Raw genomic sequence first — 26,499 nt, forward strand, 5'->3', positions numbered from 1 at the left:
TAGTTAAACACACTCTGCTTTAAAATACTTTTTCAGTAAAAATGGTGGTATAACTGTTGTGATGATGATTACAAAAATAAGCATTGCATAGATATCATTGGGTAAAACCCCATTTACTCTTCCCATCTCTGCAAAGATAAGACCAACTTCTCCTCTAGGAATCATTGAAACTCCTATAATTGCATTGTTTCGTATAGATTTTTGAAAGATGAAAAAAGCTCCTATAAATTTACTGATAAAAGCAATAGAGATAAAACTCAACCCCATAAGCCAAAAAGATGAAGAACTAAAGTCAATGACTCGTAAATCCATAGATAAACCAACCATTACAAAAAAAATAGGTGTAAATATTTGGATAATAGGTGTCATATTTGACTGTACATCTTTTAGTAGTTTTTCATTAGTACTTAAAAATGTACCAAAAGGTAAGAAAAATCTTCTAGAAAGGGCAATTCCTGCAGCAAATGATCCTAAAATAGCAGGTGCACCAACAAGATGAGAGAGGTATGCAAAAAGTAAAATAAGAGAGATAATAATAGTTGGAATATATCCTGGTACTAAATGCTTTCCATGAAATTTATGAATCATAAATGACAATGTTTTAGCTAGTAAAGGTGCTAAAACTAAAAACATAAGAACCATACCTGCTACATTTAAAGTATGAGTGAAGTTAGCCTCTTGTGATATAGAAAAATCGTAAATGAAAACTAAAAGAATAATTCCAATGATATCATCAAGAACAGCAGCCCCTATAACAATTTGAGCAATATTTGTTTTTTCCATGTGGATATCTTTGAGTACACGAAGTGTGATACCAATACTTGTAGCAGTAAGTGTTCCTGCTATAAAGAGTGAAATATTAAAAGATAAACCAAATATATAATATGCAAGCGCTAAGCCAAAAATAAATGGTAAAACAACACCTAGTATAGCAACAACAAAAGATTTCAATCCAGCATCTTTTAATCGTTTAAAATCAGTTTCCAATCCAACTTCAAATAAAAGTAAAATAATACCAATCTCTGCAAGTATTTTCAAAATCTCATTGGGTTGCACAATGCCTAAAATAGATGAACCTAAAAGAATACCCGCAAACAATTCTCCCAACACAGATGGGATACCAAATCGAGCAAAGAGTTCACCTAAAAATCGAGCTACAATTAATATGAGAAATAAGGTTAAAAAAAAGTCATGCGTTTCCATGATTTATTATAACACCTTTTACGATATTTTTCTCATAAAGTTATAACAAATTTATTTTTGATATAATCACTTCAAATGTTATAATAAAGGATAGGTAGTAATGACTGTATCAAATGATATACTTAATAAAATAAAAAAGAGTAATTGTTCTCATGATGAAACATTTTTTCAAGCAGTTGAAGAGGTTTTAGATAGTATCGCTCCAATTATTGAAAGCGATCCAATTTATGAGAGACATTCAATAATTGAGAGGCTTACTACTCCTGATAGAGAATTCAAATTCAAAGTTGTTTGGATGGATGACAATCAAAAGATACAAGTAAATACTGGATACAGAGTTCAGTTTAATAATGCTCTTGGTCCATATAAAGGTGGATTGAGATTTCATCCAAGTGTAAATAATGGTATATTGAAGTTTTTAGGTTTTGAACAAATTCTCAAAAACTCACTTACTGGACTTCCTATTGGTGGAGGAAAAGGTGGAAGTGACTTTGACCCTAAGGGGAAATCTGATTTTGAGATTATGAAATTTTGTAGTGCTTTTATGACTGAACTTCATAAATATATTGGACCTAGGATCGATGTACCTGCTGGTGATATTGGTGTTGGTGCTAGAGAGATAGGATATTTATTTGGTGAATATAAAAAAATCACTTCAACTTACGATGGAATATTAACTGGAAAGCCATTTATGTTTGGTGGGAGTTTAATGCGACCAGAAGCTACAGGATATGGTTGTGTTTTTTTTACAGATGAGATGCTAAAACTTGCAGGAAAAGATGATTTTAAAGGTCGTATTTGTGCTGTTAGTGGTGCTGGGAATGTAGCTATTCATACTATTGAAAAACTTTATGATATGGGTGCAGTTCCTGTGACTTGTACAGATAGTAGAGGAACTATATATGACCCTAGAGGAATTAACTTAAAATTATTAAAAGAGTTGAAGTTTAAAAAAAGAGTTTCTTTAGAAGAGTATTGTAAAGAACATAGTGAAGCTATCTATACTAAAGTTGAAGATTATCCTGAAGGTGGTCATGAGGTTTGGAACATCCCTTGTGATTGTGCTTTCCCTTGTGCAACACAAAATGAACTTACAGAAGTAGATGCAAGAAATTTAATAGAAAATGGTTGTATATCTATAAGTGAAGGTGCTAATATGCCATCAACACCTGAAGCAATAGAACTTTTTCAAAAAAATGATATCTTATTTGCTCCTGCTAAAGCTGCAAATGCAGGTGGTGTTGCGGTAAGTGAATTTGAGATGGCTCAAAATGCTGCAATGATACGGTGGAGTTATGAAAAAGTTGCTAAAATGCTTGAGCAAACAATGAGAGAGATTTGTAAAAGAGTACATCTAACAGCTAAAGAATATGGAGTTGCTGGTAATTATGTGGATGGTGCAAACATTGCAGGATTTAAAAAAGTGGCTGATGCAATGATTGCCGAAGGTGTTTAGTTAAATTTTTTTATAGTTTTTACTAATTTGTCAAAAAAAAGATGATGAGGTGTAAAATATATATTTTTATAGTTTGCATCTCTAAAATGTGAAATGACACCTACAAAATGGTGCTGAAAATTTTTATTGTCACTTGTAGTGTTTAGTATAATAGCACCACCAGAAGCTCCTTTAAACCCTGTACAAGTACTTTTCCCATACATTTGATTGTATCTACTCAATTTACACTGAGGGTCATAAGTTAGTTTTGAACCATATTTTGCAACATCATTAGAAAATCCAGCTAAAGACCCAAAACTATTCAGACTTTTGTTAGCTAAATGGTCAAATGATTTATTTGAAACAACCATCGCTTGAACATCCTTATTTTCAATAGGTTTATGCAATGATAAAATAGCAAAGTCTGTAGTCGTTTTCATTTTTTTTATATCAAATCTACTATCATATTCTATTTTTGCAATTCTATAGGTTATATGATTTTTTTTATTTTTGATGGCGAATTTGAGGGGACCTATTTTTTGATTGTAGTTTGTTAAACAATGTGATGCTGTAACTATAACACTAGATGAACTATATGGGTCTAGGTTTACCAAAGTTGCTGAACATTTTTTATTTTTTATTTTGTATCTTTTTTCATTTATAAATTGTAATTGTAGAGGAATGATAAGTCTTCCTACAGAGTGTGTCCATACAGGAGAGTTTTTAGTTACTATTTTTCTTGTGTCATTATTGAGTTTTTTTTGATGTGATAGCTTTTTTTCTATACTAGTTATTTTTTTTTCTAATTTGATACTTTTTAAATGGAGAGCTTTCTTATAGTATTCTAAAGCTTTTGGATAGTTTTTTGCTTTTTCATATCTGGATGCAACTCTTTGGTACACTTTTGCAATTTTATCTGAGGCTATATTTTTGTTTAAAAGTTCTGCTTGATTGTAATAATATAACGACTTTTTATATTCTCTTATTTTTAAAAAATTATCTCCAAGGTTCAGATAGCTATTGATAAGTTTTATTTTTATAGAGTTTTTATTGGGATGTTTTGATTTTTTGTAGTTATCAACAGCCCTTTTATAGTTGTGCTTTTGAAACTCTTTGTCCCCTAAGTCTGAATAAAAGTCAGCAAAAAGGGAAGTACCAAACAACAATAGTAAGAAAAAACTATTTCTCAAAATAAAATAGCTCCTCTATATTTCCACTTTTTCCTGCTAGTTTACTCTTCTGTGATACGAGAAGTTTCCATTGAAGTTTTTTTGTTGCTTCTAAAAAGATTGAGCGTTGATTTTCTATTGCTTGGGTATCTAAAACTACACCGTTTCTATCTCTTTTTACCTCTTTACCTACTTCAAATTGGGGCTTATATAAAATGATGATTTTATGGGAGCTTAGTCTATGAATATCATCCAAAATATTATGTATACTTATAAAAGAAACATCACAAGTCACAAGCTCATAAAATGTTTCAGGATGAAATTTTCTTATATCTGTATTTTCAACTATAGTGATTTTTGAATTGTGTTTTATGGTATCGTGGAGTTGATTTGTCCCTACATCTACACAAGTTACCGATTTTATGTCATTGTTTAGTAAAATCTGAGTAAAACCACCTGTTGAAGAGCCTATATCAACAGCAGTTTTGTTTTTTACAACAATATTATTGTCTTCTAAGAAATATTTTAGTTTATAAGCAGAACGACTTACAAAAAAATCCTCTTCTTCTAAAGTCACTTTCATATTTTCATCTACTAGAAATGATGGCTTTTTGATGATTATTCCATCAACTAATACTTTGTTTGTTTTTATTAATTCAGCCGCTTTATTTCTACTTTGCAGTGAAAATTTTTCTGTTATATATTTATCTAATCTCATAATTTATTATATATGAATTCAGTTTAATTTAGCAAGTATAACAATTAATATTTACTTATAATTAATATTACTATGATACAATTACTTATTATTTAAAAAAGGAATACTTATGTTAAAAGAAAAATATACACCGATATATTTCTTATCATCACTAGGTTCAGGAGGATTAGCTGCATCATTTTTTATGTATCTAATGTTTTTAGTACCACACAAAAATTCACCTATGGCAACATTTGATCATGTTTATCCAGTCTTATTAGAGGGGACTTGGCTCTCATTTGTAAGTGCTTTTGCTATTGTTTTTATAATAGCATTTTCGTTTTTTCATTTTAAATTATTGTTTTGGAATATTAAACAATACAAAGCTTTTAAAGAAACTAGTGCTTATACTACTTTAATAAACAGTAACGCAGAAGTAAGTCTTATGACAATGCCATTAACTTTTGCTATGACTATAAATGTTTGTTTTATATTAGGTGCTTTATTTGTGCCAGGACTTTGGACAATTGTAGAATATCTATTTCCTTTTGCACTATTAGGTTTTGCTGTAGTTGGATTTTATGCTATCAAGATTTTTATGGTTTATTTCTCTCGTTTATTAACAACTGGAAAGTTTGATTTCGAAAAGAACAATAACCTTTCTCAAATGATCTCTATTTTTGCATTTTCTATGATTGCTGTAGGTTTTGCAGCACCTGGTGCTATGAGTCATTATATACAAATAAATGCTATTGGTATTTTTGCATCAATATTTTTTGCTTCAATTGCACTTTTACTACTTTTGATTAAACTTATTTTAGGTTTTAAAGGGATGTTCAAATATGGAATAAGTGCTGAAACTGCACCAACTTTATGGATTATTATCCCTATTTTGACTTTATTGGGTATTACCTTTGTAAGAATAAGTTTTGGATTTGACCACCATTTTCAACAGCCACTATCAGCTACTTCGTTGTTTACATTAACAAGTTTTGTAGTTTCATTACAAATTATTTTTGGACTCTTAGGATATAGTGTGATGAAAAAGTTACAATATTTTGAAACTTATGTAGATGGAGATGAAAAATCAGCGGTATCCTTTGCTCTTATTTGTCCAGGTGTTGCATTTATGGTTTTTGGGATGTTTTTTATCAATATGGGAATGGTTTTAAATGGTGTTATAGATAAATATTCTATAGCGTATTTTGTATTGATGATCCCATTTATATATATTCAGTATCAAACAGTTGTTTTATTTTTTAAATTAAAAAAGAAATTTTCATTATAATCTTACTTTAGCTATAATTGCTTCAAAATTTTAACTATATATTTAGTTATTTGGAGTAATTATGCAAGTAATAGAGCTATTTAAAGAGATCTCAAAAATACCACGATGTAGTGGTACTCATCAACCTTTTATAAACTATGTAAAAGAGTTTTCACAAAAACACAATTATATTTGTCAAATAGATAATGCAAACAACATTTTATGTTATAAAGAGAATACAAAAGTAAATATCTGTTTACAATCACACTACGATATGGTATGTTTAGTTGATGGTACAATTCCAGAAATTATTGAAAAAGATGGTTTTTTAAGTGCTAAAAATTCGACTCTAGGAGCGGATAATGGAATAGGGTGTGCATATATGTTAGCTTTGATGGCAGAAAGTAAAAATTGTGAATTTTTATTTACTTGTGATGAAGAGATAGGTTTAATCGGTGCAAACAATATTGCACTTGAACTGCAATCTACATATATGCTCAATCTTGATAGTGAAGCACAAGGTGAGATTTGTATAGGTTGTGCAGGTGGTGTTGATATTTTTGCAAAGAGTTCTAAAAGTGAATATATTGCAAATGATGATGAAAAAGAATTATACGAAATCACAATAGAAAATCTTGATGGTGGACATAGCGGAGTAGATATTGACAAAAATATTCCAAATGCTTTAAAACTGATAGCTCAAACTATTAAAGAGTGTGATGCTGATCTTTTAGATTTAAACGGTGGTGAGCGAATAAACTCTATTCCTAAAAAAGCAAAAGCTATTATTGCTGTACCTAAAAGGAATACTCCTTTAAGTTCTTGTGAAAATATGACTATATCAAAAATAGATACAACTACACAAAACTATAAAAAACTCGATGAAAACATCATAGATTTTATCTACACTTTTGCAAATGGAATTAGAGAGTATAACAAAGATGTAAATGTAGTAGAAACTTCGATTAATCTAGCAATTGTAAAAAATCATATAGATTTTGTAGAGTTAAGTTTAAGTGCTAGAAGTATGGACAATGAAAAACTCAATACTATAAAAAAAGAAACAGTAGTAGCACTCGAACTTTTTGGATTTGAAGTGAGTACAGATGGGAAATATCCAGCATGGAAACCAAAATATTCCAAGTTTAATGATGATGTTTTAGCTATTTATAAAAAATTTATACCAAATACAACATTACATGCTATACATGCAGGGTTAGAGTGTGCTATCTTTAAAGAAAAATATCCAAATATTCAAGTATGTTCTATAGGACCAGATATTTTCTTTCCACACTCATATAGAGAAAAATGTGATATCTCTTCTGTTTTAAAACTTTATGAAATAATAAAAAGTATTATATTAAAGTATCAATAAGGTCTTATTTATGAACCTTTTACTATAATTTCTAAAATTATTTTACAAGGATTCATAATAAATGGGAAATCTTTCAATTAAAACTAAACTACTGGTTATTGTTATACTTACAATAGTTACCATATCAAGTCTGCTGGCATTCCAAGCAATTCATGCATTACATAAATTAAGTAACGACAATATCTCAAAATACAAAAATGAAGCTTATAGTCATAAAAAAACAGAACTAAAAAATTATATTAATATTGCAATTAGCACAATTGAATCTTATAAAAAGAGGATTCCTCAAAGCTCAGAAGCTGATATTAAAGCAAAAGTGATTGATACACTTTCTCAAATCAGATATGGAAAAAATGGTTATTTTTGGATTAATGATTTTGAATCAAATATGATAATGCATCCTATAAATAAAGAATTGATAGGAAAAAATTTTAAAGGGGATAAAAACCTTAGTTTTATAGATTTAGGTATAAACAGTCTAAAATCTAAAGGTGCTACAAATGCATTTATAAAATATTCTTTTTCACATCCAACAACAAATAAAATTGCAAATAAAATTTCAAATGTTACTGTAATTCCTGATTGGGGATGGATTATTGGTACAGGTATTTACATAGATGAGATAGAAAATAATATACTTGAAATGAAAAAAAATGAACAGAGTGAAGTGAATTTGATAATAATGCAAATAATAGGTGAAGCATTAGCTTTATCTCTAATCATTATTATTTTAGTTGTTTTTATCTCTACAAAATATATTAGTACTCCAATGAATAACTTTCAAGAGGGATTGTTGAGTTTTTTCCAATACCTTAATAGAGAAAAAAATGAAGTTTCTTTTTTAAATGAAACTACTCATGATGAGATTGGTAATATGGCTAGAATTGTTAATCAGAATATTAAAAAAACAAAAGATTCAATTGATGAAGATAGAAAAGTAATAGATGCTACTATTAGCATATTAAGTGAGTTTGAACAAGGTGATTTATCTCAAAGAATAGAAACAAAAACCTCTAATCCTGCTTTGAAAGAGTTATCTAAACTCTTAAATCAAATGGGTGCAAATATCGAAATTAATATTGATAATGTTTTAAAAGTATTAACAGAGTATTCAAATAGCAACTATATGAGTAAAGTAAAAACAGCGGGAATAAAAGAACATTTACTAAAATTAGCAAATGGAGTTAATAAGTTGGGAGATTCTATAACTGAGATATTAGTGGAAAATAAAAAAAACGGTTTAATACTAGGATCGAGTAGTGAAACTTTATTAGATAATGTAGATACTCTTAATAGAAATTCTAATGAATCTGCAACTTCACTAGAGCAAACTTCAGCAGCTTTAGAAGAGATTACAAGTAATATTTCGTTGAATACAAAAAATATTATTAAAATGTCTGGATTTGCAAGTTCCTTAACTGCATCTGCAAATGAAGGTGAAACTTTAGCGACACAAACAACTGCAGCGATGAATGAAATTGATAATGAAGTTAAAGCAATAAATGAAGCAATCTCCGTTATCGATCAAATTGCATTTCAAACAAATATTCTTTCTTTAAATGCAGCTGTTGAAGCAGCAACTGCAGGTGAGTCTGGAAAAGGATTTGCTGTTGTTGCACAAGAGGTAAGAAATCTGGCTTCAAGATCATCTGAAGCAGCAAATGAGATTAAATCACTAGTACAAAATGCTACAGATAAAGCAAATGAAGGAAAATTGATTTCAGATAAAATGATTGTGGGATATAATGGATTAAATCAAAATATATCACAAACCCTTACATTAATTGCAGATGTTGAAAATGCAAGTAAAGAACAGCTATCAGGGATAGAACAAATTAACGATGCTATAAATAATTTGGATAGAAAAACACAACAAAATGCTGTTATTGCAAATAAGACTAACGATATTGCAACACAAACAAACAATATTGCAAAATTAGTTGTAGAAAATGCGGACAATAAAGAATTTAAAGGAAAAAATATTCAATAGGTAAAGATATATAAAGAGATCGTAACAGTTTCTAAATAACTGTTACGAGTGAAGTTTTGCTTCTTTTTCAACCTCTTCAAGAAATCGTTCTAAAAGTTTTTCTGTAGGAAGTTTTTCTATAACTTCCCCCTTTTTGATAATAAGTCCACTCCCTTTTCCATAAGCAATAGCCACATCAGCACTTTTTGCTTCACCGATTGCATTTACAACACATCCCATAACTGAAACATTTAAAGGTGTTTTGATATGTGCAGTTGCTTTTTCTACTTCGGCTACTGCACTTACGAGGTCAGCTTCAATTCTACCGCAAGTTGGACAAGAGATGATATTTAGTCCCTCTTTGATGATACCTGCGTCTTTTAAAATAGCACGACCAACTTCTATCTCTTTTTCTAACTCACCAGTCATAGAGATACGCATAGTATCACCAATACCATCAAGTAGTAAACTTCCTAAAGCAATAGAAGATTTAATTGTACTATGAAATTGTGTTCCAGCTTCAGTTACTCCCAAATGAAATGGATAGTTATTTAACGGTCGTAACATTCTATAGGCTTCAACTGTTCTTTGTACATCACTAGCTTTTAAAGATACTTTGATATCTGTAAAATCTAAATCTTCAAGATATTTGATATTGTATAAAGCAGATTCAACCATACCTTTTGGTGTTTGACCATACTTATCTTCAAATTGTTTCTCTAAAGAACCACAATTTACTCCCACTCTTACAGGTAAGTTCCTTTGTTTACAAGCGTGTATTATCTCTTTTATCTTATTTTTATCGCTTATATTTCCAGGATTGAATCGTATACAATCAACAACTTCAGCAGCTTTGAGAGCTAATTTATAGTTGAAATGAATATCTGCAACTATAGGTAAAGTTGTATTTTCTTTTATTGTTTTTAATGCATTTGCAGCTTCCATATCAGGCACAGCAACACGCACAATATCGGCACCTGCAAAGTGTAACTGTTTTATCTGTTCTATTGTTGCTTCAATATCACTCGTTTTTGTGTAGGTCATCGATTGTACACTAATTGGTGCATCTCCACCAATAGCAACATTACCTACAAATATCTTTTTTGTTTTATATCTATTTATCATAAAGATGATTTTATCTAAAAAAAGATATAATAGTGTATAAAATAGATATAAATAGTAGGTAAATTTTTTGGAAAATGTTAATATTTTTGATTTAGTGGTAATAGCACTAGTAACAATACTTGGTTTAAAAGGTCTTTTTAGAGGTTTTACAAAAGAGTTTTTTGCTTTAGTTGGAATCGTTGGTGGGGTTTTTGTGGCTTCTAGAGTTTCTGCAGATGCTGGAGCAATAGTAAATGGTATAATCCCAATGGACAATGAAAATACAACTCTTTTGGCTGGATTTGTTGCAGCTTTGGTTGTATTTTGGATTATCGCTTATCTTGTTGGAGTAACATTATCCAAAGTATTCAAAATGAGTGGTTTAGGTATTTTTGATAGAATTTTAGGTTTTGTATTTGGTGCAGGAAAGATATTTTTATTATTTTCAATTATTGCATACGCAGCTTCGCAAGTAACAATTATAAATGATAATTTAGCACCAAAATTAGAAAAAAGTACAGTGTTTCCTCTTTTAAAAGAAACAGGTGCTTATATTATCAAGTTAGATACAAATGAGTTACAAGAAGAGGTAACAAAGCAGTTAGATGATGTTGTTGAAGCGACAAAAGAAACTGTGACTGAGATTTCTCAAAAAGAGTTAGAAAAAAAAGCAGTTGAATTAAAAGAACAACTAGAAGGTGAAAAAAATGAACAATAACAATGAAGCTATAGATGATTTAAAAATTGTTTTAAAAAACAAAGGTATGAAATATACAGAACAAAGAGCTATTATTCTTCAGATACTTCTAAATATTGATGATCACTTAAATGCAGAGGAAGTTTTAGAAATAGTAAAAGAACAGTATCCTGAACAAAAAATAGGTATTGCAACTATTTATAGAACTTTAAATTTTTTAGAAGAGGTAAACCTAATCACATCGATATCATTTGGAAAAGATGGTAAGAAATATGAAGGAAACACAAATAAACATCATGATCATATTATTTGTACTTCTTGTGGAAAAATTGTTGAATTTTTAGATGAAGAGATTGAACGAAAACAAGAAAAAATAGCTGAAGAAAATGGTTTTAAAATAACTGATCATACAATGCAAATATTTGGTATTTGTACACAATGTCAAGATAAAAATTAAGAAATAAAAGGATAGATACAATTGTTTGAAAATAAATACATACAACAAAGAATACAAAAAGCAGATGATTTACGAGAAGCAGGATTCAATCCATACTCAAATGAATCAAAAAGAAATACAACAATAGAGAAATTTATCAATGTAAATAGTGATATTGAAACTAAAGAAGATAAAAGAGATGAAAATAGAAACTATACAGTAGCAGGTAGAATTAAATTTTTCAGACTTATGGGAAAAGCTAGTTTCTTAAAAATTGAAGATGAAAGCGGATTATTACAAGTTTATGTAAGTAGAGATCACCTACCTGAAGGTTTTTATAATACTGTATTTAAAAAGATGGTTGAAGTTGGTGATATCATTGAAGTTTCAGGATATCCATTTGTTACAGGAAAGGGTGAACTTTCTTTACATGTATCTGCTCTTACAATATTAACAAAAGCAATCTCTCCTCTTCCAGAAAAATATCATGGTTTAGCTGATAAAGAGCTACGATATAGACAAAGATATTTAGACTTGATTATGAATAGCGAAGTGAAAAAAACTTTTCACATCAGATCTAAAGTTGTATCTTTAACAAGAAGATTTTTTGAAGATAAAGGGTTTTTAGAAGTAGAAACTCCAATGATGCACCCAATAGCAGGTGGGGCAAATGCAAAACCATTTACAACACATCATAACGCTTTAGGTGTAGATAGATTTTTAAGAATAGCTCCAGAGTTATATCTAAAAAGACTTATTGTTGGTGGTTTTGAAGCTGTATTTGAGATCAACAGATGTTTTAGAAATGAGGGGATGGATGCTACTCATAATCCTGAGTTTACTTCTATTGAATTTTATTGGGCATATAAAACATATAAAGATTTAATTGTTATCACAAAAGAGTATTTTGAGTATTTATTTGAACATTTAAATTTACCTACAATTCTACCTTATGGAGATTTAGAGATTGATTTTCAAAATTTTACTGAGATTCCATTAATTCAGTCTTTAACTGATATTGGCGGTGTACCTGCTGATATTACAACAGACAAAGAAAAAATATTGGTATTTTGTAAAGAAAATAATATTGAGGCAAATGCTTCTATGAATATTGGTCAACTACAAGGTGAACTATTTGATGCGTTTGTTGAAGAAAAACTAATCAACCCAACATTTATTACAGAGTATCCAGTTGAAATTTCTCCATTAGCAAGAAGAAATGATGAACAACCACATTTAACTGATCGATTTGAGTTATTTATTGGTGGTAAAGAGATAGCAAACGCATTCTCAGAACTAAATGACCCACTTGACCAATTAAAAAGATTTGAGGGGCAAATGGATGCCAAAGATTCAGGTGATGATGAAGCACATGAGATGGATGCAGATTTTGTAAATGCATTATCGTATGGTATGGCACCAACAGCAGGACAAGGTATCGGAATAGATAGACTTGTTATGATGTTAACAAATCAACATAGTATTAGAGATGTGTTATTATTTCCAGCGATGAAACCAATACATCAAGAGATCGATCTTCATAGTGATGAAGAAGCATAAACAATTAACATAATTAAAATAAAGGACACAAAATGACAGAAAATAACGAATTTATAAAAAATAGTAACTTACAAAGTGCAGATGCAGAAGTTTTTGGAATGGTTGAAAAAGAGTTAGAAAGACAAACAAATCACCTTGAGATGATTGCTTCTGAAAACTTTACTTCTCCAGCAGTTATGGAAGCTATGGGGTCAGTTTTTACAAATAAATATGCAGAGGGTTATCCTTATAAAAGATACTATGGTGGATGTGAATTTGCTGACCAAGTTGAGCAACTTGCAATTGATAGAGCGTGTGAAATTTTTGGGTGTAATTATGCAAATGTACAACCACATTCTGGTTCTCAAGCAAATGGTGCAGTTTATGCGGCACTTTTAAAAGCAGGTGATAAGATTTTAGGTATGGATCTATCTCATGGTGGACACTTAACTCATGGTTCAAAACCATCATTTTCTGGTAAAAACTACTCTGCATTTTATTATGGTGTTGAGTTAGATGGTAGAATTAACTATGAAAGAGTTATGGATATTGCAAAAACAGTACAACCAAAAATCATAGTTTGTGGTGCTTCTGCTTATGCGAGAGAGATTGATTTTAAAAAGTTTAGAGAGATTGCTGATGCTGTTGGTGCAATTTTATTTGCTGATATTGCACATATTGCCGGTTTAGTAGCTGCTGGTGAACATATGTCACCATTTCCTTATGCTGATGTAGTTACAACAACTACACATAAGACTCTAAGAGGACCAAGAGGTGGTATGATCATGACAAATGATGAAGATATTGCTAAAAAAATCAACTCTGCAATTTTCCCAGGTCTTCAAGGTGGACCACTTGTTCATGTTATTGCTGCAAAAGCTGTTGCATTTAAAGAGATTTTAGCACCAGAATGGAAAGTATATGCAAAACAAGTAAAAGCAAATGCTAAAGTACTTGGAGAAGTTCTTGTAAAAAGAGGGTATGACTTAGTATCTGATGGTACAGATAACCACCTAGTACTAGTATCATTTTTAAATAAAGATTTTTCAGGAAAAGATGCAGATGCAGCTTTAGGAAATGCTGGTATCACTGTAAATAAAAACACAGTTCCAGGTGAAACAAGAAGTCCTTTTGTTACTTCGGGTATTAGAGTTGGTTCACCTGCACTAACAGCAAGAGGTATGAAAGAGAAAGAGTTTGAAATAATTGCAAATAAAATAGCAGATGTTTTAGATGATATTAACAATACTGAATTACAAAAAGCAGTAAATAAAGAGCTAGAAACATTAGCACAAGAGTTTGTTATTTATTCAAAGTCAACTTATTAGTTATACAATTTAATATAAGGAGAGATCATGCAAGTAGATGGAAAAGAGTTTCTTAGAAATGTCGGTATTGAACAAGATAAAGAACGCTTAACTCAAGAACAAAAGAGACTAGAAGAGTTAAAGCGTGCATCTGTAAAAAGTGAAGAAGACTATATGAATATGGAAGCAAACCAAAATGATTCTGCTTTTGTTGATCTTTCCCTTGGAAATAAAAATACTTCAAGTGATGCTGCAGAGCATCATGAAGTAGAAGATATTATCCTAGATACAAATACAGCCCAAAACAATAAGAAAAAATACATTATGTTAGGTTTTGGACTTGTATTGTTATTTATCATTACAGTACTGGTGATTCGACTTATTTCAAATAATGAAACAGAAAATAAATTAGAAACAACACAAACTACAAGACAAGCAGTTCGAGCTGATGATATTTTGAATAAAATTGATTCAAATGAAGAGTATCAAAAAGTAATCGAAAGAAAAAACAAACTCAATGAAACTGTGAAAAATACACAAAAAGAGAAAGAAAATTTAAATGATCTTGAAATTCCTGCACAACAAGCATCAAATAATGTTCCATTAGTAATAGACACTCCAAAACCAAAAATAGAACCCAAAAGAGATCTATTTGGTTTAGATAAAGAGACACAAAAAGTGATTGAAAAAGTTGTTGCTAAAAAAGTTGTACAAGAACCAAAACAGATAGTAACTGCACCAAAAAAACAGATTGTGATTACTACTCCAAAAGAGACAAAGTTTACGAAAAAGAGTACAACTATTGCTGGATACTTTATACAAATAGGAGCTTTTACAAAAGAACCTAATAGAAACTTGATCAAAAAAATTGTAACAAAAGGGTATAACTATAAGGTTCATCCTGTAACAATCAAAGGAAAAGTGTACAACAAAGTACTTATAGGACCTTTTACAACTAGAGCAAGTGCAACACAAAAACTCAATCAAGTTAAAGTAGATTTCAAAAACCCAAATTCATATATATTAAAATTTTAGGATACTTAAATACGATGACTTTTTATGACAAAACAATTTTTCTAGACCAGTTTACACCAGTATCAATTTATCAAAAAGTAAAAAGAATTTTTGATAAAGAGATTACTTTTCTTTTCGAATCTTCTGTTAGTAATAGTACTGATGGAAATTTTTCTTATATTTTTATAGGAGCAAGAGAAAGAGTTTGGCATAAAAATTCACAAAGTTACTATAAAAATGAAGAGGGAAAAATAGAAGAGATTAGTAAAAATCCTTTTGTTTTTTTAAAAGAATATTATTCTAAGTTAGATAAAAATTTTTATAAACAAAAAGGAGCGCAGTTAGGTATTGGGTTGATTGATGGATTTATTGGAAATATGGGTTATGATATGGTAGCTACATTTGAGCCATCTTTAGAGAAATCTATGCAGAATTTACCTGATGAGCTTGATATTCCTGATTGTGATTTGATTCGACCAAAAATTGTTTTAGTCTATTCTCATAAAACATCTCAACTTACTATGGTAACTTCACTTGAAGAGTGTGCTTCAGATTTGGAAGATATTGAAAAGTTTTTACATGAACCATTTATGCACACACCTTTACAAAAAGCTACTATTTTAGAAGAGGGTAGTTTTGCTCATACAAAAGAAAAGTTTTTTGAGATGATTGCAAAATCTAAAGAGATGATACGAAGTGGTGATGTATTTCAAATTTTGATGACAAATAGATACACAACAAAAGCAAAAATCGACAACTTAAGTTTTTATAGACTTTTACGAAGTAAAAACCCAAGTCCGTATCTCTTTTTGTTAGAGTATGAAGACTTTTGTATAGCAGGAAGTAGCCCAGAAGTTATGGTAAGACTAAACGACAACCGTATATTGCTACGCCCAATTGCAGGTACAAGAAAAAGAGGTAAAACAGTAACAAAAGACCTTGAGATGGAACACGAGATGCTAAACGATCCAAAAGAGGTAGCAGAACATGTTATGTTAATCGATTTGGGTCGTAACGATGTAGGTCGAGTTGCAAAAACAGGCACAGTAGAAGTAACAGATAAGATGAGAGTAGAAAAGTATTCTCATGTTATGCACATGGTATCAGATGTAGAAGCAAATTTGGATGACAAGTACGATATGTTTGATCTTTTTGCTGCAACATTTACAGCAGGAACGATGACAGGTGCTCCAAAAATACGAGCTATGGAACTTATAGCAGATTTTGAAAAACTAAAAAGAAGTTTCTATAGTGGAAGTGTTGCTTACTTTGGGTTTGATGGAAATATGGATAGTGCTATCACTATTCGAACTACTCTCATCAAAGATGAGCTAGTCGTATTTCAGTCTGGGGCAGGTGTAGTTGCTGATTCTGTACCAGAATTAGAATTTTTAGAAGTAAACAATAAACTAGCTGCAAACATAAGCACACTAGAAGATTTAAGTAATATTAGGGACTAGAAAAAGTGATTTTATCAAAAAATTCAAAAACTATTTTACTTATTCTATTGGCTTTTGCATTTAGCTTTTCTGTACGCCTTATTTGGGTATCACAATTTTCAACAGTTGATGAGTTTAAGTTTAACAATGAGTTTATGATAAACACCAATGATGGATACTACTATGCAGAGGGTGCTAGAGATATACTAGCAGGAAAAACAGAATCTACAAATGATCTTTCACCTATTTCTCGTGCTACATCTGTATTTACAGCATGGATAGTAAAGATAGTTCCTTTTTCGTTTGAAACTGTACTTTTTTATCTCCCTGCATTTTTTGCATCACTTATTGTTGTTCCTATTATTTTAATATCAAGAGAGTTTGATAAGCTTGATGTTGGTTTTATAGCTGCACTTATTGGTAGTATTGCATGGAGTTATTATAATCGTACTATGGTAGGGTATTATGATACAGATTTTTTAAATATCGTATTTCCTACAGTTTTGCTTTGGTCGTTGATATGGGCATTGAGAACAGGCGAAGACAAATATCTCTTAATAGCAGCACTTGATAGTATAGCATATAGATGGTGGTATCCTCAAAGTTATAGTTTAGAGTTTGCATTTATTGGGCTTATATTTGCTTATGTTGTATATCAATATATCAAAAAAGAGGAGTTTCGAACAAACTTATTGTTGATCACTTTTATGATTTTTGCGATGATCAATATTGATGGTTGGATCCGCTTTTTACTTGTAGTTTTATTTTATATTGTATTAAAAAAACAAAAAGAGTTGGTCTACAAATATATCTATTATATTTTTATTTTTGCTGTGGTATTGTTTCTGATTACAGGTGGATTTGATCCTATTTGGCGTCAACTAAAAGGGTATGTTTTCACACAAAGTGTAGCTTCTTCAGCCAATGGACTAGGTCTTCACTTTTTTACAGTGATGCAAACAGTACGAGAAGCAGGTCAGATACCTTTTGAAACATTTGCAAACAGAATATCTGGACATACAGTAACTTTTGTTATATCGTGTATTGGGTATGTTTGGTTTGCTTTTAAATATAGAGTTATGCTCCTAGCATTGCCTATGGTTGGTCTTGGGTTTTTAGCATTGAGTGGTGGACTGCGTTTTACTATATATGCTGTACCTGTGTTGGCATTGGGACTTGGTTTTTTTATCGTTGAAGTATCAAGATGGTTAGGTTCTCAACTTATCAACAACAGAGCAAAAGTGATATCAAAATATATTTTGATGAGTGTTTTTACAGTAGCTGCACTTTATCCAAATATTGTACATATCATTGGATATAAAGTACCTACAGTATTTACAAAACAAGAAGTTGTGATACTAGACAAGTTCAAGACTATTGCAAATCGAGAAGACTATGTTGTTTCTTGGTGGGACTATGGATATCCTTTACGATACTATGCCGATGTAAAAACTTTAGTAGATGGTGGAAAACATAGTGGAAGTGTAAATTTTCCTGTAAGTTTTGTCTTGAATTCACCACAAGATGTTGCTGCAAAAATGGCTAGACTTGATGTTGAGTATACTGAAAAAAGATTTCACTTGGACAATAGTTCCAAATGGGCAAGTTCAAATATCGAGCAGATGTCCATTGACTATGGATATACAGACACAAATGATTTTATATCGAGTTTAGAAACAGATATAAAACTTCCAGAACCAACAAGAGATGTTTACTTATACTTGCCAAGTCGTATGATGGGGATAGTTCCTACTGTAACACTTTTTTCAAATATAGACTTGATGACAGGAAAGAAAAAACCGAGACCTTTTTTCTATAAATCAAGCTCCATAAAAAGCAAAAATGGTATGATAGAGTTAGGAAACAACATAACTCTCATACCAAACAAAGGGCAGATAAAAATAGGCAAACAAACTTTGACTATGAATACTTTTGCAATCACAAAGTACAATACCAAAGGAAAACTAACAAAACAAATACAAACACTGGATAAAAATAGTCCCATAAGTGTCATCTATATGAAAGACTACAATCAGTTTTTAGTACTAGATAAAAAGATGTATAACTCTACATATATACAACTTTTTGTACTAGAAAACTATGATAAAAGTTTATACACTCCTGTTGCTTTGAGCCCTATGTCTAAAATTTATAAATTGAAAATATAAAAGAGGCGCTATGACAAATATTATATTGTGTGGAGGTAGTGGTACAAGACTTTGGCCTATAAGTCGTACCTTGATGCCCAAACAATTTGCAAAGCTTTTTGATGACAAATCACTATTTCAACTCACAGTTGAGAGAAACTCTAAAGTGTGTGATAAAAACTTTATAGTTTCAAATGCTGAGCAGTACTTTTTAGCAGTCGATCAACTGGAAGAAAACGCAACATCAAACATTGATAATTCAAAATTTATGCTAGAACCAGTTGGCAGAAATACTGCACCTGCTATTGCTTTAGCTTGTTTATCATTAGCTCCAGATGAGATAGTACTTGTAACACCAAGTGACCATCTCATCAAAAACGAACTAGAGTATCAAAAAGTACTTTTAGAAGCTAAAGACTTAGCAAGTAAAAACAACCTTGTAACATTTGGTATAACTCCAACCTCTCCTGAAACAGGGTTTGGCTATATAGAAGCAGAAAATGAAACCGTACAAACCTTTCATGAAAAACCAGATAAAGAAACAGCAATTAAGTATGTTGAAGCAGGAAATTATTATTGGAATAGTGGGATATTTATGTTTAAAGCAGGTGTATTCTTAGATGAACTTAAAAAATATTCTCCAAATATATTTGAGGCATCAAATACAGCATTTCAAAAAGCAAATAAAAGTGAAATGGTTCGTATAAAACATGAAGATATGGAAAATATACCTGAAGATAGCATTGATTATGCAGTGATGGAAAAGTCAAAAAAAGTCAAAGTTATACCTAGTGATATAAGCTGGAGCGATGTAGGAAGTTTTGATTCTCTCTCTTTTGAATTACCAAATGATGAAAACAATAATTTAATTATTGCAGAAAAAAATGTTTCTCTTATTGATGTAAAAGATTTAATAGTAGTAGATACAAATGACGCTTTACTTATTTCTAAAAAAGGTTCAAGCCAAAAAGTCAAAAAAATAGTAGAAGAATTAAAAGAAAAAAACTCTTCTCTTCCAACTGAACACTCACTAGTACATAGACCATGGGGTACATATAGGGTACTTGAAGATACGGAAGGCTATAAAATCAAAACTATAGTAGTCAAACCGGGATCTAGATTGAGCCTACAAAAACACTTTCACAGAAGTGAACACTGGATAGTTGTAAGTGGAACTGCTACAGTAACTGTAGGGGATGTTACTAAACTTATCCGTCCAAATGAATCTACATATATAAAAATGGGTGAGATACATAGACTAGAAAATCAAGGAAAAATACCAGTAGTACTCATAGAAGCACAAGTTGGTGAGTATACTGGTGAAGATGATATTGTTAGACTTGATGATGATTTCAATCGATATTAGAATTAGATGTTAGTAAAGAAAAAATTATCAAATAGTTTTCAATTTAAATCTTTAGGTCTTTTTAGTTCACTAATACTTTTGTGGCTTCTTCTTGGAGGAATATTTACCATTAATAACAGTTATCATCTTGTAGGTTTTGTTTTCTTATTTTTAGGATATTATCAACCACGATGGTCTCTATATATTCTTCTTTTTTCGCTACCATTATTTGGTGAACGACCAAGTGGTGTTCAGGTGCATTATTTAATAATTTATTCATCTTATCTACTTTTTGGAATATATTTTAATCTTATAAATAGTTCTTATCAATTAAAACAATTTTTATGTAAAATAAGAGTAAATAACATACTCTTGATGTTTATATATCTTTTTATGATAGTTTCCTTTTTATCCCTTATTGGACTTCCTTTGTTAGGGATGATTAAAAAAACTCTTACAGAAGATTCTCTCTATATATTAAAAAATATTTTGAGTGTTGGAGAAACCACTTTATTTTCTTCTGTACAATCCGTTTTGCTTCTTTTTCAAGCATTTTTAATAGGTTTGTACATATATGGAGTTTCTCATAGAGATAAATATCAATGGTACAAAAATATTATATTGTCAATACTAAGTGGTCTTATTTTTTCAATTATCGTAGGACATCTTGATTTTTTTGGTTTTTATGATTTATCATGGTATAGAGTAAGTGATGGAGCAGGGGGTGGTAGATTTCATTCTTTTTTTGTAAATTCATCATGGTATTCTCAGTATCTTGCCGTTCTTTTACCTATGATTCCTATAGTTTTGCTTTTTATCAAAAATACAAAATTAGCAATAGTGATACTTATATTTTTAGTTGTTTTAGGTGAAGTTACTCTTATTCTTTCAATGCAAAGAGGTGCATGGATAACATATCCACCAACATTACTTCTTATATGGGTAAGTATTTATTATGTATTAGCACAATTAAAAGATACAAATATTACACTAAATAAATTTTTACGACAAAACTGGATAAAAATTGTAGTAACTATCCCTTTAACTGTAACCCTTTCTGTATATATTGTATATGGTATAAAAGACTATCGAAAAAATAACGGTATAAATGCATCAGATACTTTTAAAAGTGTAACAGCACGAGCAGAAAAAATTGGAAAAGGGAATGATAGATTAAATCATTGGCCACCCGCTTTGAAAATAGCACAAGAAAATCCTATTTTTGGTGGTGGTGGAGATAGCTTTGGTTGGCAGTATAAAATATACTATATAGAAGAGGGTGCAAAATTTCAAAATGATGATACAAACACTTTACAAAAAAGCCAATGGGGTACAACCCATAATCTTTACTTACAAACACTTACCGGAAAAGGAATTTTTGGTCTTTTTTTCTTATTAGGATTTATTTTTATTATTTTATATGAACTCATTAAAAAGGAGTTTCTTTCTTTAAAATCAAGGAGTATTGAAGAGTCAGTTTTGTCTTTAGTTATTTTAGGGAGTTTATTAGCAACTGTAATATATGCAAATGTTCAAGAGATATTTTATGTTCAAAGTGTAAGTGTGATTTTTTGGGTTGTTTTATTTATGGGTGTTTCTATTGCTTTTAAACATTCAAATAAAAGAATAAGACATAAACTTCAAAAGAATTTTTATTATCTTATATATATAATGATTTTGTTATTGCCTATTCACATTTTAAATATATCGTATGTACAGGACTTTATAATTTCAAAGTTTCAGTAAAGTTAAATTTGAATTAACTCAACTGCTTAAAATTAAAATTTTACTATACTTACATAATTAAATTTAAGGAACAACATTTGCAAAATACAAATCAACAGATAAATAATATACAAGAAGATGAGATAGATTTAAGAGAACTATTTCTAACTCTTTGGAAAAAGAAATTTTTTATCATTATATTTACAGGGTTAGTCACTATATTAGCAATTATTTATTCTTTGATGAAAACACCTATTTACGAAGCAAAAGCAGTTGTTGAGATAGGGAGTTATAAACATAATAATAAAGTTGAATTGCTTGCAGATGTAAACAAACTATCGCAAACACTTAATGTGCTTTATATTGATATTCGGAAAAACCAAAAAGAGAGAACTTCGTGGATTGATAAAATTGCAGTACTCAAAAAGCAAAAGAACTTTATAGAGATACATTCTTTAGGTCTTTCAAATGAACAAGCAAAAGAAGAACTGCAACAAATTATTACCTACATGAAGAGTGAACATTCAAAAATAATTAACGAAATTTTAAATCAAAAAGATATTGAGATAAAGAATATAGATAGAAATATAGAACTTTTAAAATCAAATAATCTAATCACTATTGCAGAAGATATTCATTATGTTCAAAAAGTAAAAATACCTTCGATAGTAGAAAAGATTCTAACTCAAAAACAAAAACTTAAAAATATAGAAGAGCAAATAAAAATCACACAAATTAATATATTAAAAACACAAAAAAAAGATCCTACATTGACAGCTTTGAATGTTATGGAAAAGAGAAGTTTAGAATCTGAATTGTCATCTTTGAAGATAAATGTGATTGATCTATTAGATAAAAAAGAGGTGTTAGTTTCCAAAACACTTCCTCGACTTTTAAGAGCAAAAGCAAAAATAATAGAAGTTGATCTCAAAAAACTTTTCGAGCAAAAAAATATATTAGAGCAGTCATTATTACCACACAATTATAAAAATACTGCAATCGTAGGAAACATAATGACAAATGATTATTCTATCAAGCCTAAGAAAAAGCTTATTGTAGTTGTCGCATTTGTAACAGGATTTATATTCTCTATTTTTATAGTATTTTTTATGGAATTTATAGCTGGATTTAGAAGAGAGGAAGATGAGATTTAATTAATTTGAAACAGTTGAAATATCTTATAAGATTAATTAAAAATATAGTCTTATTATTAATTAACTATCCTTTGTCTATTTTTATAAAAAAATTAACTAATTCTTTTGATAATCAAAATTATATATTAATAGTTAAGCCTGATAATTTAGGTGACTATATATTGTTTAGAAATTTTTTTCCATATATAAAAGAGTATTATAAAGAAAAAAAAATTATCTACTGTGGAAATATAGTTTGTAAAGATATTGCTGAAGAACTTGATTCAACATTTATAGATGAGTTTATTTGGTTTGATAAACATAAATTTAAAAGGAATATAGCCTATAAAATTAAAACTCTTTTAAATATAAATAAATATAGTTATGAAATAGCACTATATCCGGTATTAACAAGAGAATTTTTTGTGGGTGATATTATTATGAAATCTGTTAATGCAAATAGTAAAAATACAAGTAAAACTTTAGATTGTTATATGTTGAGATTTTTACAAAATATATCACAAAAATATATTTATGATAAAATTATTGATATTGATGAAGCGGTGATATTTGAATTTTATCGAAATAAATCTTTTGTAGAAAAGTTTTTAAACTGCAAAATCGAAATTGATAAACCTAAATTATCACTTCTTCCCTCTAATGATAAAATATCAGAGTCTAAATATGCAATCTTATTTATTGGTGGAAGTGAAGAATTTAGAAGATGGGAAACATTAAATTATATTGATGTAGCAAAGTATATAAATGATAAGTATCATTTAAAATGTTTATTTTGTGGTTTAAAAAGTGATTTAAAAAAAGATATCGAATTCTATAAGTTTGATAATTATGGTATAAATTTAATTGATAAAACAAATATAATGGAATTTACAAAATTAGTTGCAAATGCTGAACTATTAATAACAAATGATACGGTTGCACAACACATTGCTGTGTCTGTTGATACTTTTTGTATAGTGGTGTCAAATGGAAATGACTATGGAAGATTTATTCCATATCCAAAGGAGATGACTAAAAAGTATAGTGCTGTATTTCATCCAGAAATACTAAATTCTAATTATACTAGTGAGAATTTAAAAAAAAGGTATGGATATACAAGATCAAAATTGAATATAAATGACATAAGTGTTTTAGCTGTAACACAAACTATAGATAAGGTATTAGGATGATTGTAGGAGTAGATGGTACTGTTTTTGTTGATAAATTAACTGGTATTGGCAGGTATTGTTATGAGCTATTAATTGAATGGGCAAAACTATCACCAGAGAAAACTTTTTATATTTATACCCCTTTTGCTTTAAGTGTTACATTTGACAATAAAAATATAATAGTTAAAAAAGATAGTTTCTTTAGTAAAGGTAATAGATTTAATAGGGTTAAAAAACTTATATGGATGCATTTTCTTTTACCCATATACTTAAAAAAGGATGATGTTGATATCTTTTGGAGTGGAAATGGTATTGTTCCTTTTTTTAAAACTACTAAACTAATGATAACTATACATGATTTTGTTTATAAGCTTTTTCCTGAGACTATGCATCCTATGAGTTACTATAATAGGAAGTTTTTTCAGGCAATTGCTATAAACAAGAGTGATATAATATTTTCTAATTCACAATCTACTGCAAATGAACTAAAAATTTATTATAATCGAGAAGTTGATGATGTTATAAGACCATCAATCAGTAATATCTTTAAACAAAAAGAACAAAATGAGATAAAGAATGTAATAAATAAATATCATCTTCCAGATAAGTATAATTTAATTGTAGCTACTTTTGAACCTAGAAAAAATTTGGAACTTTTTATTAGTATATATATTGATATCTTAAGTAAGAATATAGATTTAAGTCCATTAGTTTTAGTTGGAAAAAGTGGATGGAAAGACTCTAGTATCAACGAGCTTATAAAAAAAGGTATTAAGTTAAATTATATTTTAGAAACGGGATATATTGATTATGATGATTTACCATCATTATATAGTGGAGCGGATACATTCTTTATGCCATCACTTTATGAAGGCTTTGGTATACCTATACTTGAAGCTAGAAGATGTGGAACATCTGTGATATGCTCAAATGTACCTGCTATGCAAGAAGCTGGTGGAGAAAATTGTATATATCATATCCCAACAAAAGAGGGTATAGAAAATGCTCTCAATAGTCTTGCTAATAAGGAAATAAATTTTATAAATGATTATGCAAACGATTTTAAAGAAACATGGAAAACAGGTGCTTTAAAAGTTAATACCTTAGCAAATAGCTTAAAATAATATGATTAAAAGATTTATATCACTAAGTAGTTCTGAACTATTTTTGCGAGCAACTAAGTTTTTATTTTTTCTTAGCATTGCAAATTTTTATAGTGAATCTGTTATATATGAATATGGTTTTTTTACAGCATTATTTTCTATTGTATTTGTATTTAGTGATTTAGGATATCAATCTTATATCTTGAAAGAATTATCATCTAAAAATTCTTTTTCTGACTATATTAAATATTCTAAACTTTCTATTTTTAGAGTTCTTATATTTATTTTTATATCATTATTTATTTTATTGTATTATGCTTACAGTAATAATATTTTATTCTTATATATATTTATTCTTTTTTTAGCAGATGCAATTTTTGCTATGAATTTCTCTTTTTATAGAGCAAAAAACAATAGTAAAAAAGAGACAATTGTAAAGTTTATAATAGGTATTGTCTTTATGCTTATTTCACTCTTAAGTATATTAAAATTAGATTCGCAGCTTCTTTTTTTGATACTATCTTTCAGTTATTTAATCTATGCCATTTATGATGCTTCATATTTAAGAATAAAAATTATTTTATTATTTATTAAAGACTTTAAATTAAAAAAGTATATTATGATAAGTAAAAATTCATTGTTTATTTTTTTAGGTAGTTTATTTACAATTGCTTATTTAAGAATTGATATACTTATGTTAGACTGGCTTAATATCAGTTCTGCTATATCATTATATACAATTGCTTCACGATTATTAGAACTATCTCTTGTTGTACCTGCAATGATAAGTATTTTGTTGCTTCCTAAATTAGTTAAAAACCAAACTATAAATATAAAAAAAGATTTATTATTTCAATTATTTATAGGTGTAGCAGTGATGATTTTGTTTTTATTTTTATCAAACTTTATCATATCAATACTTTTTGCAAAATATATCCAAACAATAGTTATTTTAAACATTCTACTATTTGTTATACCTTTTATGCTTATAAATAACTACGGATTTACTTTTTTTATAGCAAAAAGTATGAGTAAATATTATTTTATTATTACTATGGTTATGTTACTATTAAACTCTATTTTAAATATAATATTCATACAAAAATATGGATACATAGCAGCAGCATATACGACACTTGCTACAGAAGTGTTAGGGAGTTTTATAGTGGTTTATGTTTTGAGAAAAGGTATATTATCTAATAAAAGAGATTTAAAATAAAGGAACA

At 29.2% G+C, this 26,499-nt stretch carries 21 protein-coding genes; 17 read left to right on the top strand and 4 right to left on the bottom strand.

Annotation, left to right across the window (positions count from 1 at the left end; translation table 11 throughout):
* Positions 1-3: 3 nt before the first annotated feature.
* Positions 4-1,203 (bottom strand): cation:proton antiporter, encoded by a 1,200-nt coding sequence (locus tag ACMCMH_RS08025; protein WP_412724375.1) that lies wholly within the window; start codon positions 1,201-1,203, stop codon positions 4-6.
* 100 nt (positions 1,204-1,303) lie between these two features.
* Between ACMCMH_RS08025 and gdhA the strand changes: the two genes are divergently transcribed.
* Entirely contained in the window at positions 1,304-2,659 is a 1,356-nt protein-coding gene (gene gdhA / locus ACMCMH_RS08030) for an NADP-specific glutamate dehydrogenase (protein ID WP_412724377.1), read from the top strand.
* Here gdhA and ACMCMH_RS08035 read toward each other — a convergent pair.
* Positions 2,656-3,828, bottom strand: a complete 1,173-nt coding sequence (locus ACMCMH_RS08035; RefSeq protein ID WP_412724379.1) for a trypsin-like serine protease — start codon at positions 3,826-3,828, stop codon at positions 2,656-2,658. The genes gdhA and ACMCMH_RS08035 overlap by 4 nt on opposite strands.
* Complete coding sequence (locus tag ACMCMH_RS08040) at positions 3,818-4,525, bottom strand: TlyA family RNA methyltransferase (RefSeq protein ID WP_412724381.1); 708 nt, start codon at positions 4,523-4,525, stop codon at positions 3,818-3,820. Before ACMCMH_RS08040 ends, ACMCMH_RS08035 begins: the two co-directional genes overlap by 11 nt.
* A gap of 109 nt (positions 4,526-4,634) precedes the next feature.
* Here ACMCMH_RS08040 and ACMCMH_RS08045 point away from each other — a divergent pair, with 109 nt between their 5' ends.
* The 3 genes from ACMCMH_RS08045 (at position 4,635) to ACMCMH_RS08055 (ending at position 9,136) form a co-directional block, all read left to right on the top strand.
* Positions 4,635-5,792 carry a TsoY family (seleno)protein gene (locus ACMCMH_RS08045; protein ID WP_412724383.1) on the top strand — a complete coding sequence of 386 codons (1,158 nt, stop codon included), beginning with the start codon at positions 4,635-4,637 and terminating at the stop codon, positions 5,790-5,792.
* Between the two features lie 61 nt (positions 5,793-5,853).
* Positions 5,854-7,146: a M20/M25/M40 family metallo-hydrolase gene (locus ACMCMH_RS08050; protein ID WP_412724385.1), complete on the top strand. Its 1,293-nt coding sequence runs from the start codon at positions 5,854-5,856 to the stop codon at positions 7,144-7,146.
* A gap of 61 nt (positions 7,147-7,207) precedes the next feature.
* Positions 7,208-9,136, top strand: a complete 1,929-nt coding sequence (locus ACMCMH_RS08055) for a methyl-accepting chemotaxis protein (protein ID WP_412724387.1) — start codon at positions 7,208-7,210, stop codon at positions 9,134-9,136.
* A gap of 42 nt (positions 9,137-9,178) precedes the next feature.
* On the opposite strand, the gene ispG is transcribed toward ACMCMH_RS08055, so the two are convergent.
* On the bottom strand, positions 9,179-10,240 hold the full coding sequence (gene ispG / locus ACMCMH_RS08060; RefSeq protein WP_412724389.1) for a flavodoxin-dependent (E)-4-hydroxy-3-methylbut-2-enyl-diphosphate synthase: 1,062 nt from the start codon (positions 10,238-10,240) through the stop codon (positions 9,179-9,181).
* A gap of 67 nt (positions 10,241-10,307) precedes the next feature.
* Here ispG and ACMCMH_RS08065 point away from each other — a divergent pair, with 67 nt between their 5' ends.
* The 13 genes from ACMCMH_RS08065 to ACMCMH_RS08125 all read left to right on the top strand — a co-directional run bounded on the left by ACMCMH_RS08065 (position 10,308) and on the right by ACMCMH_RS08125 (position 26,492).
* Positions 10,308-10,937, top strand: a complete 630-nt coding sequence (locus ACMCMH_RS08065) for a CvpA family protein (RefSeq protein ID WP_412724391.1) — start codon at positions 10,308-10,310, stop codon at positions 10,935-10,937.
* Complete coding sequence (locus ACMCMH_RS08070; protein WP_412724393.1) at positions 10,927-11,373, top strand: Fur family transcriptional regulator; 447 nt, start codon at positions 10,927-10,929, stop codon at positions 11,371-11,373. The genes ACMCMH_RS08065 and ACMCMH_RS08070 overlap by 11 nt, the downstream gene beginning before the upstream one ends.
* 21 nt (positions 11,374-11,394) lie before the next feature.
* Positions 11,395-12,912 carry a lysine--tRNA ligase gene (gene lysS / locus ACMCMH_RS08075; RefSeq protein ID WP_412724395.1) on the top strand — a complete coding sequence of 506 codons (1,518 nt, stop codon included), beginning with the start codon at positions 11,395-11,397 and terminating at the stop codon, positions 12,910-12,912.
* A 98-nt stretch (positions 12,913-13,010) separates the two neighbouring features.
* Positions 13,011-14,219: a serine hydroxymethyltransferase gene (locus ACMCMH_RS08080; RefSeq protein ID WP_412728013.1), complete on the top strand. Its 1,209-nt coding sequence runs from the start codon at positions 13,011-13,013 to the stop codon at positions 14,217-14,219.
* 27 nt (positions 14,220-14,246) lie between these two features.
* Complete coding sequence (locus ACMCMH_RS08085; protein WP_412724397.1) at positions 14,247-15,233, top strand: SPOR domain-containing protein; 987 nt, start codon at positions 14,247-14,249, stop codon at positions 15,231-15,233.
* A gap of 14 nt (positions 15,234-15,247) precedes the next feature.
* Positions 15,248-16,672, top strand: coding sequence for an anthranilate synthase component I family protein (locus tag ACMCMH_RS08090; RefSeq protein WP_412724399.1), 1,425 nt, complete (start codon positions 15,248-15,250; stop codon positions 16,670-16,672).
* Between the two features lie 5 nt (positions 16,673-16,677).
* On the top strand, positions 16,678-18,819 hold the full coding sequence (locus ACMCMH_RS08095; RefSeq protein ID WP_412724401.1) for an STT3 domain-containing protein: 2,142 nt from the start codon (positions 16,678-16,680) through the stop codon (positions 18,817-18,819).
* Positions 18,820-18,829: 10 nt separating this feature from the next.
* Positions 18,830-20,164, top strand: a complete 1,335-nt coding sequence (locus tag ACMCMH_RS08100) for a mannose-1-phosphate guanylyltransferase/mannose-6-phosphate isomerase (protein ID WP_412724403.1) — start codon at positions 18,830-18,832, stop codon at positions 20,162-20,164.
* Positions 20,165-20,170: 6 nt separating this feature from the next.
* Entirely contained in the window at positions 20,171-21,889 is a 1,719-nt protein-coding gene (locus tag ACMCMH_RS08105) for an O-antigen ligase family protein (RefSeq protein ID WP_412724405.1), read from the top strand.
* Positions 21,890-21,966: 77 nt separating this feature from the next.
* Complete coding sequence (locus ACMCMH_RS08110; RefSeq protein WP_412724407.1) at positions 21,967-23,022, top strand: Wzz/FepE/Etk N-terminal domain-containing protein; 1,056 nt, start codon at positions 21,967-21,969, stop codon at positions 23,020-23,022.
* A gap of 161 nt (positions 23,023-23,183) precedes the next feature.
* A complete protein-coding gene (locus ACMCMH_RS08115; protein ID WP_412724409.1) occupies positions 23,184-24,191 on the top strand; it encodes a glycosyltransferase family 9 protein in 1,008 nt (335 codons plus the stop codon).
* Positions 24,188-25,294 carry a glycosyltransferase family 4 protein gene (locus ACMCMH_RS08120; RefSeq protein ID WP_412724411.1) on the top strand — a complete coding sequence of 369 codons (1,107 nt, stop codon included), beginning with the start codon at positions 24,188-24,190 and terminating at the stop codon, positions 25,292-25,294. The genes ACMCMH_RS08115 and ACMCMH_RS08120 overlap by 4 nt, the downstream gene beginning before the upstream one ends.
* 1 nt (position 25,295) lies before the next feature.
* Positions 25,296-26,492, top strand: coding sequence for a polysaccharide biosynthesis C-terminal domain-containing protein (locus tag ACMCMH_RS08125; protein ID WP_412724413.1), 1,197 nt, complete (start codon positions 25,296-25,298; stop codon positions 26,490-26,492).
* The last annotated feature ends 7 nt before the right edge of the window (positions 26,493-26,499 follow it).

Source organism: Arcobacter sp. 15-2 (assembly GCF_047159865.1).
Lineage (GTDB): Bacteria > Campylobacterota > Campylobacteria > Campylobacterales > Arcobacteraceae > JAIOSF01.

Excerpts from the sequence above, each read along its gene's own strand:
- ACMCMH_RS08025 (WP_412724375.1), bottom strand. The coding sequence starts at position 1,203 with ATGGAAACGCATGACTTTTTTTTAACCTTATTTCTCATATTAATTGTA.
- gdhA (WP_412724377.1), top strand. The coding sequence starts at position 1,304 with ATGACTGTATCAAATGATATACTTAATAAAATAAAAAAGAGTAATTGT.
- ACMCMH_RS08040 (WP_412724381.1), bottom strand. The coding sequence starts at position 4,525 with ATGAGATTAGATAAATATATAACAGAAAAATTTTCACTGCAAAGTAGA.
- ACMCMH_RS08045 (WP_412724383.1), top strand. The coding sequence starts at position 4,635 with ATGTTAAAAGAAAAATATACACCGATATATTTCTTATCATCACTAGGT.
- ACMCMH_RS08050 (WP_412724385.1), top strand. The coding sequence starts at position 5,854 with ATGCAAGTAATAGAGCTATTTAAAGAGATCTCAAAAATACCACGATGT.
- ACMCMH_RS08055 (WP_412724387.1), top strand. The coding sequence starts at position 7,208 with ATGGGAAATCTTTCAATTAAAACTAAACTACTGGTTATTGTTATACTT.
- ispG (WP_412724389.1), bottom strand. The coding sequence starts at position 10,240 with ATGATAAATAGATATAAAACAAAAAAGATATTTGTAGGTAATGTTGCT.
- ACMCMH_RS08070 (WP_412724393.1), top strand. The coding sequence starts at position 10,927 with ATGAACAATAACAATGAAGCTATAGATGATTTAAAAATTGTTTTAAAA.
- ACMCMH_RS08080 (WP_412728013.1), top strand. The coding sequence starts at position 13,011 with ATGGTTGAAAAAGAGTTAGAAAGACAAACAAATCACCTTGAGATGATT.
- ACMCMH_RS08085 (WP_412724397.1), top strand. The coding sequence starts at position 14,247 with ATGCAAGTAGATGGAAAAGAGTTTCTTAGAAATGTCGGTATTGAACAA.
- ACMCMH_RS08090 (WP_412724399.1), top strand. The coding sequence starts at position 15,248 with ATGACTTTTTATGACAAAACAATTTTTCTAGACCAGTTTACACCAGTA.
- ACMCMH_RS08100 (WP_412724403.1), top strand. The coding sequence starts at position 18,830 with ATGACAAATATTATATTGTGTGGAGGTAGTGGTACAAGACTTTGGCCT.
- ACMCMH_RS08105 (WP_412724405.1), top strand. The coding sequence starts at position 20,171 with ATGTTAGTAAAGAAAAAATTATCAAATAGTTTTCAATTTAAATCTTTA.
- ACMCMH_RS08120 (WP_412724411.1), top strand. The coding sequence starts at position 24,188 with ATGATTGTAGGAGTAGATGGTACTGTTTTTGTTGATAAATTAACTGGT.
- ACMCMH_RS08125 (WP_412724413.1), top strand. The coding sequence starts at position 25,296 with ATGATTAAAAGATTTATATCACTAAGTAGTTCTGAACTATTTTTGCGA.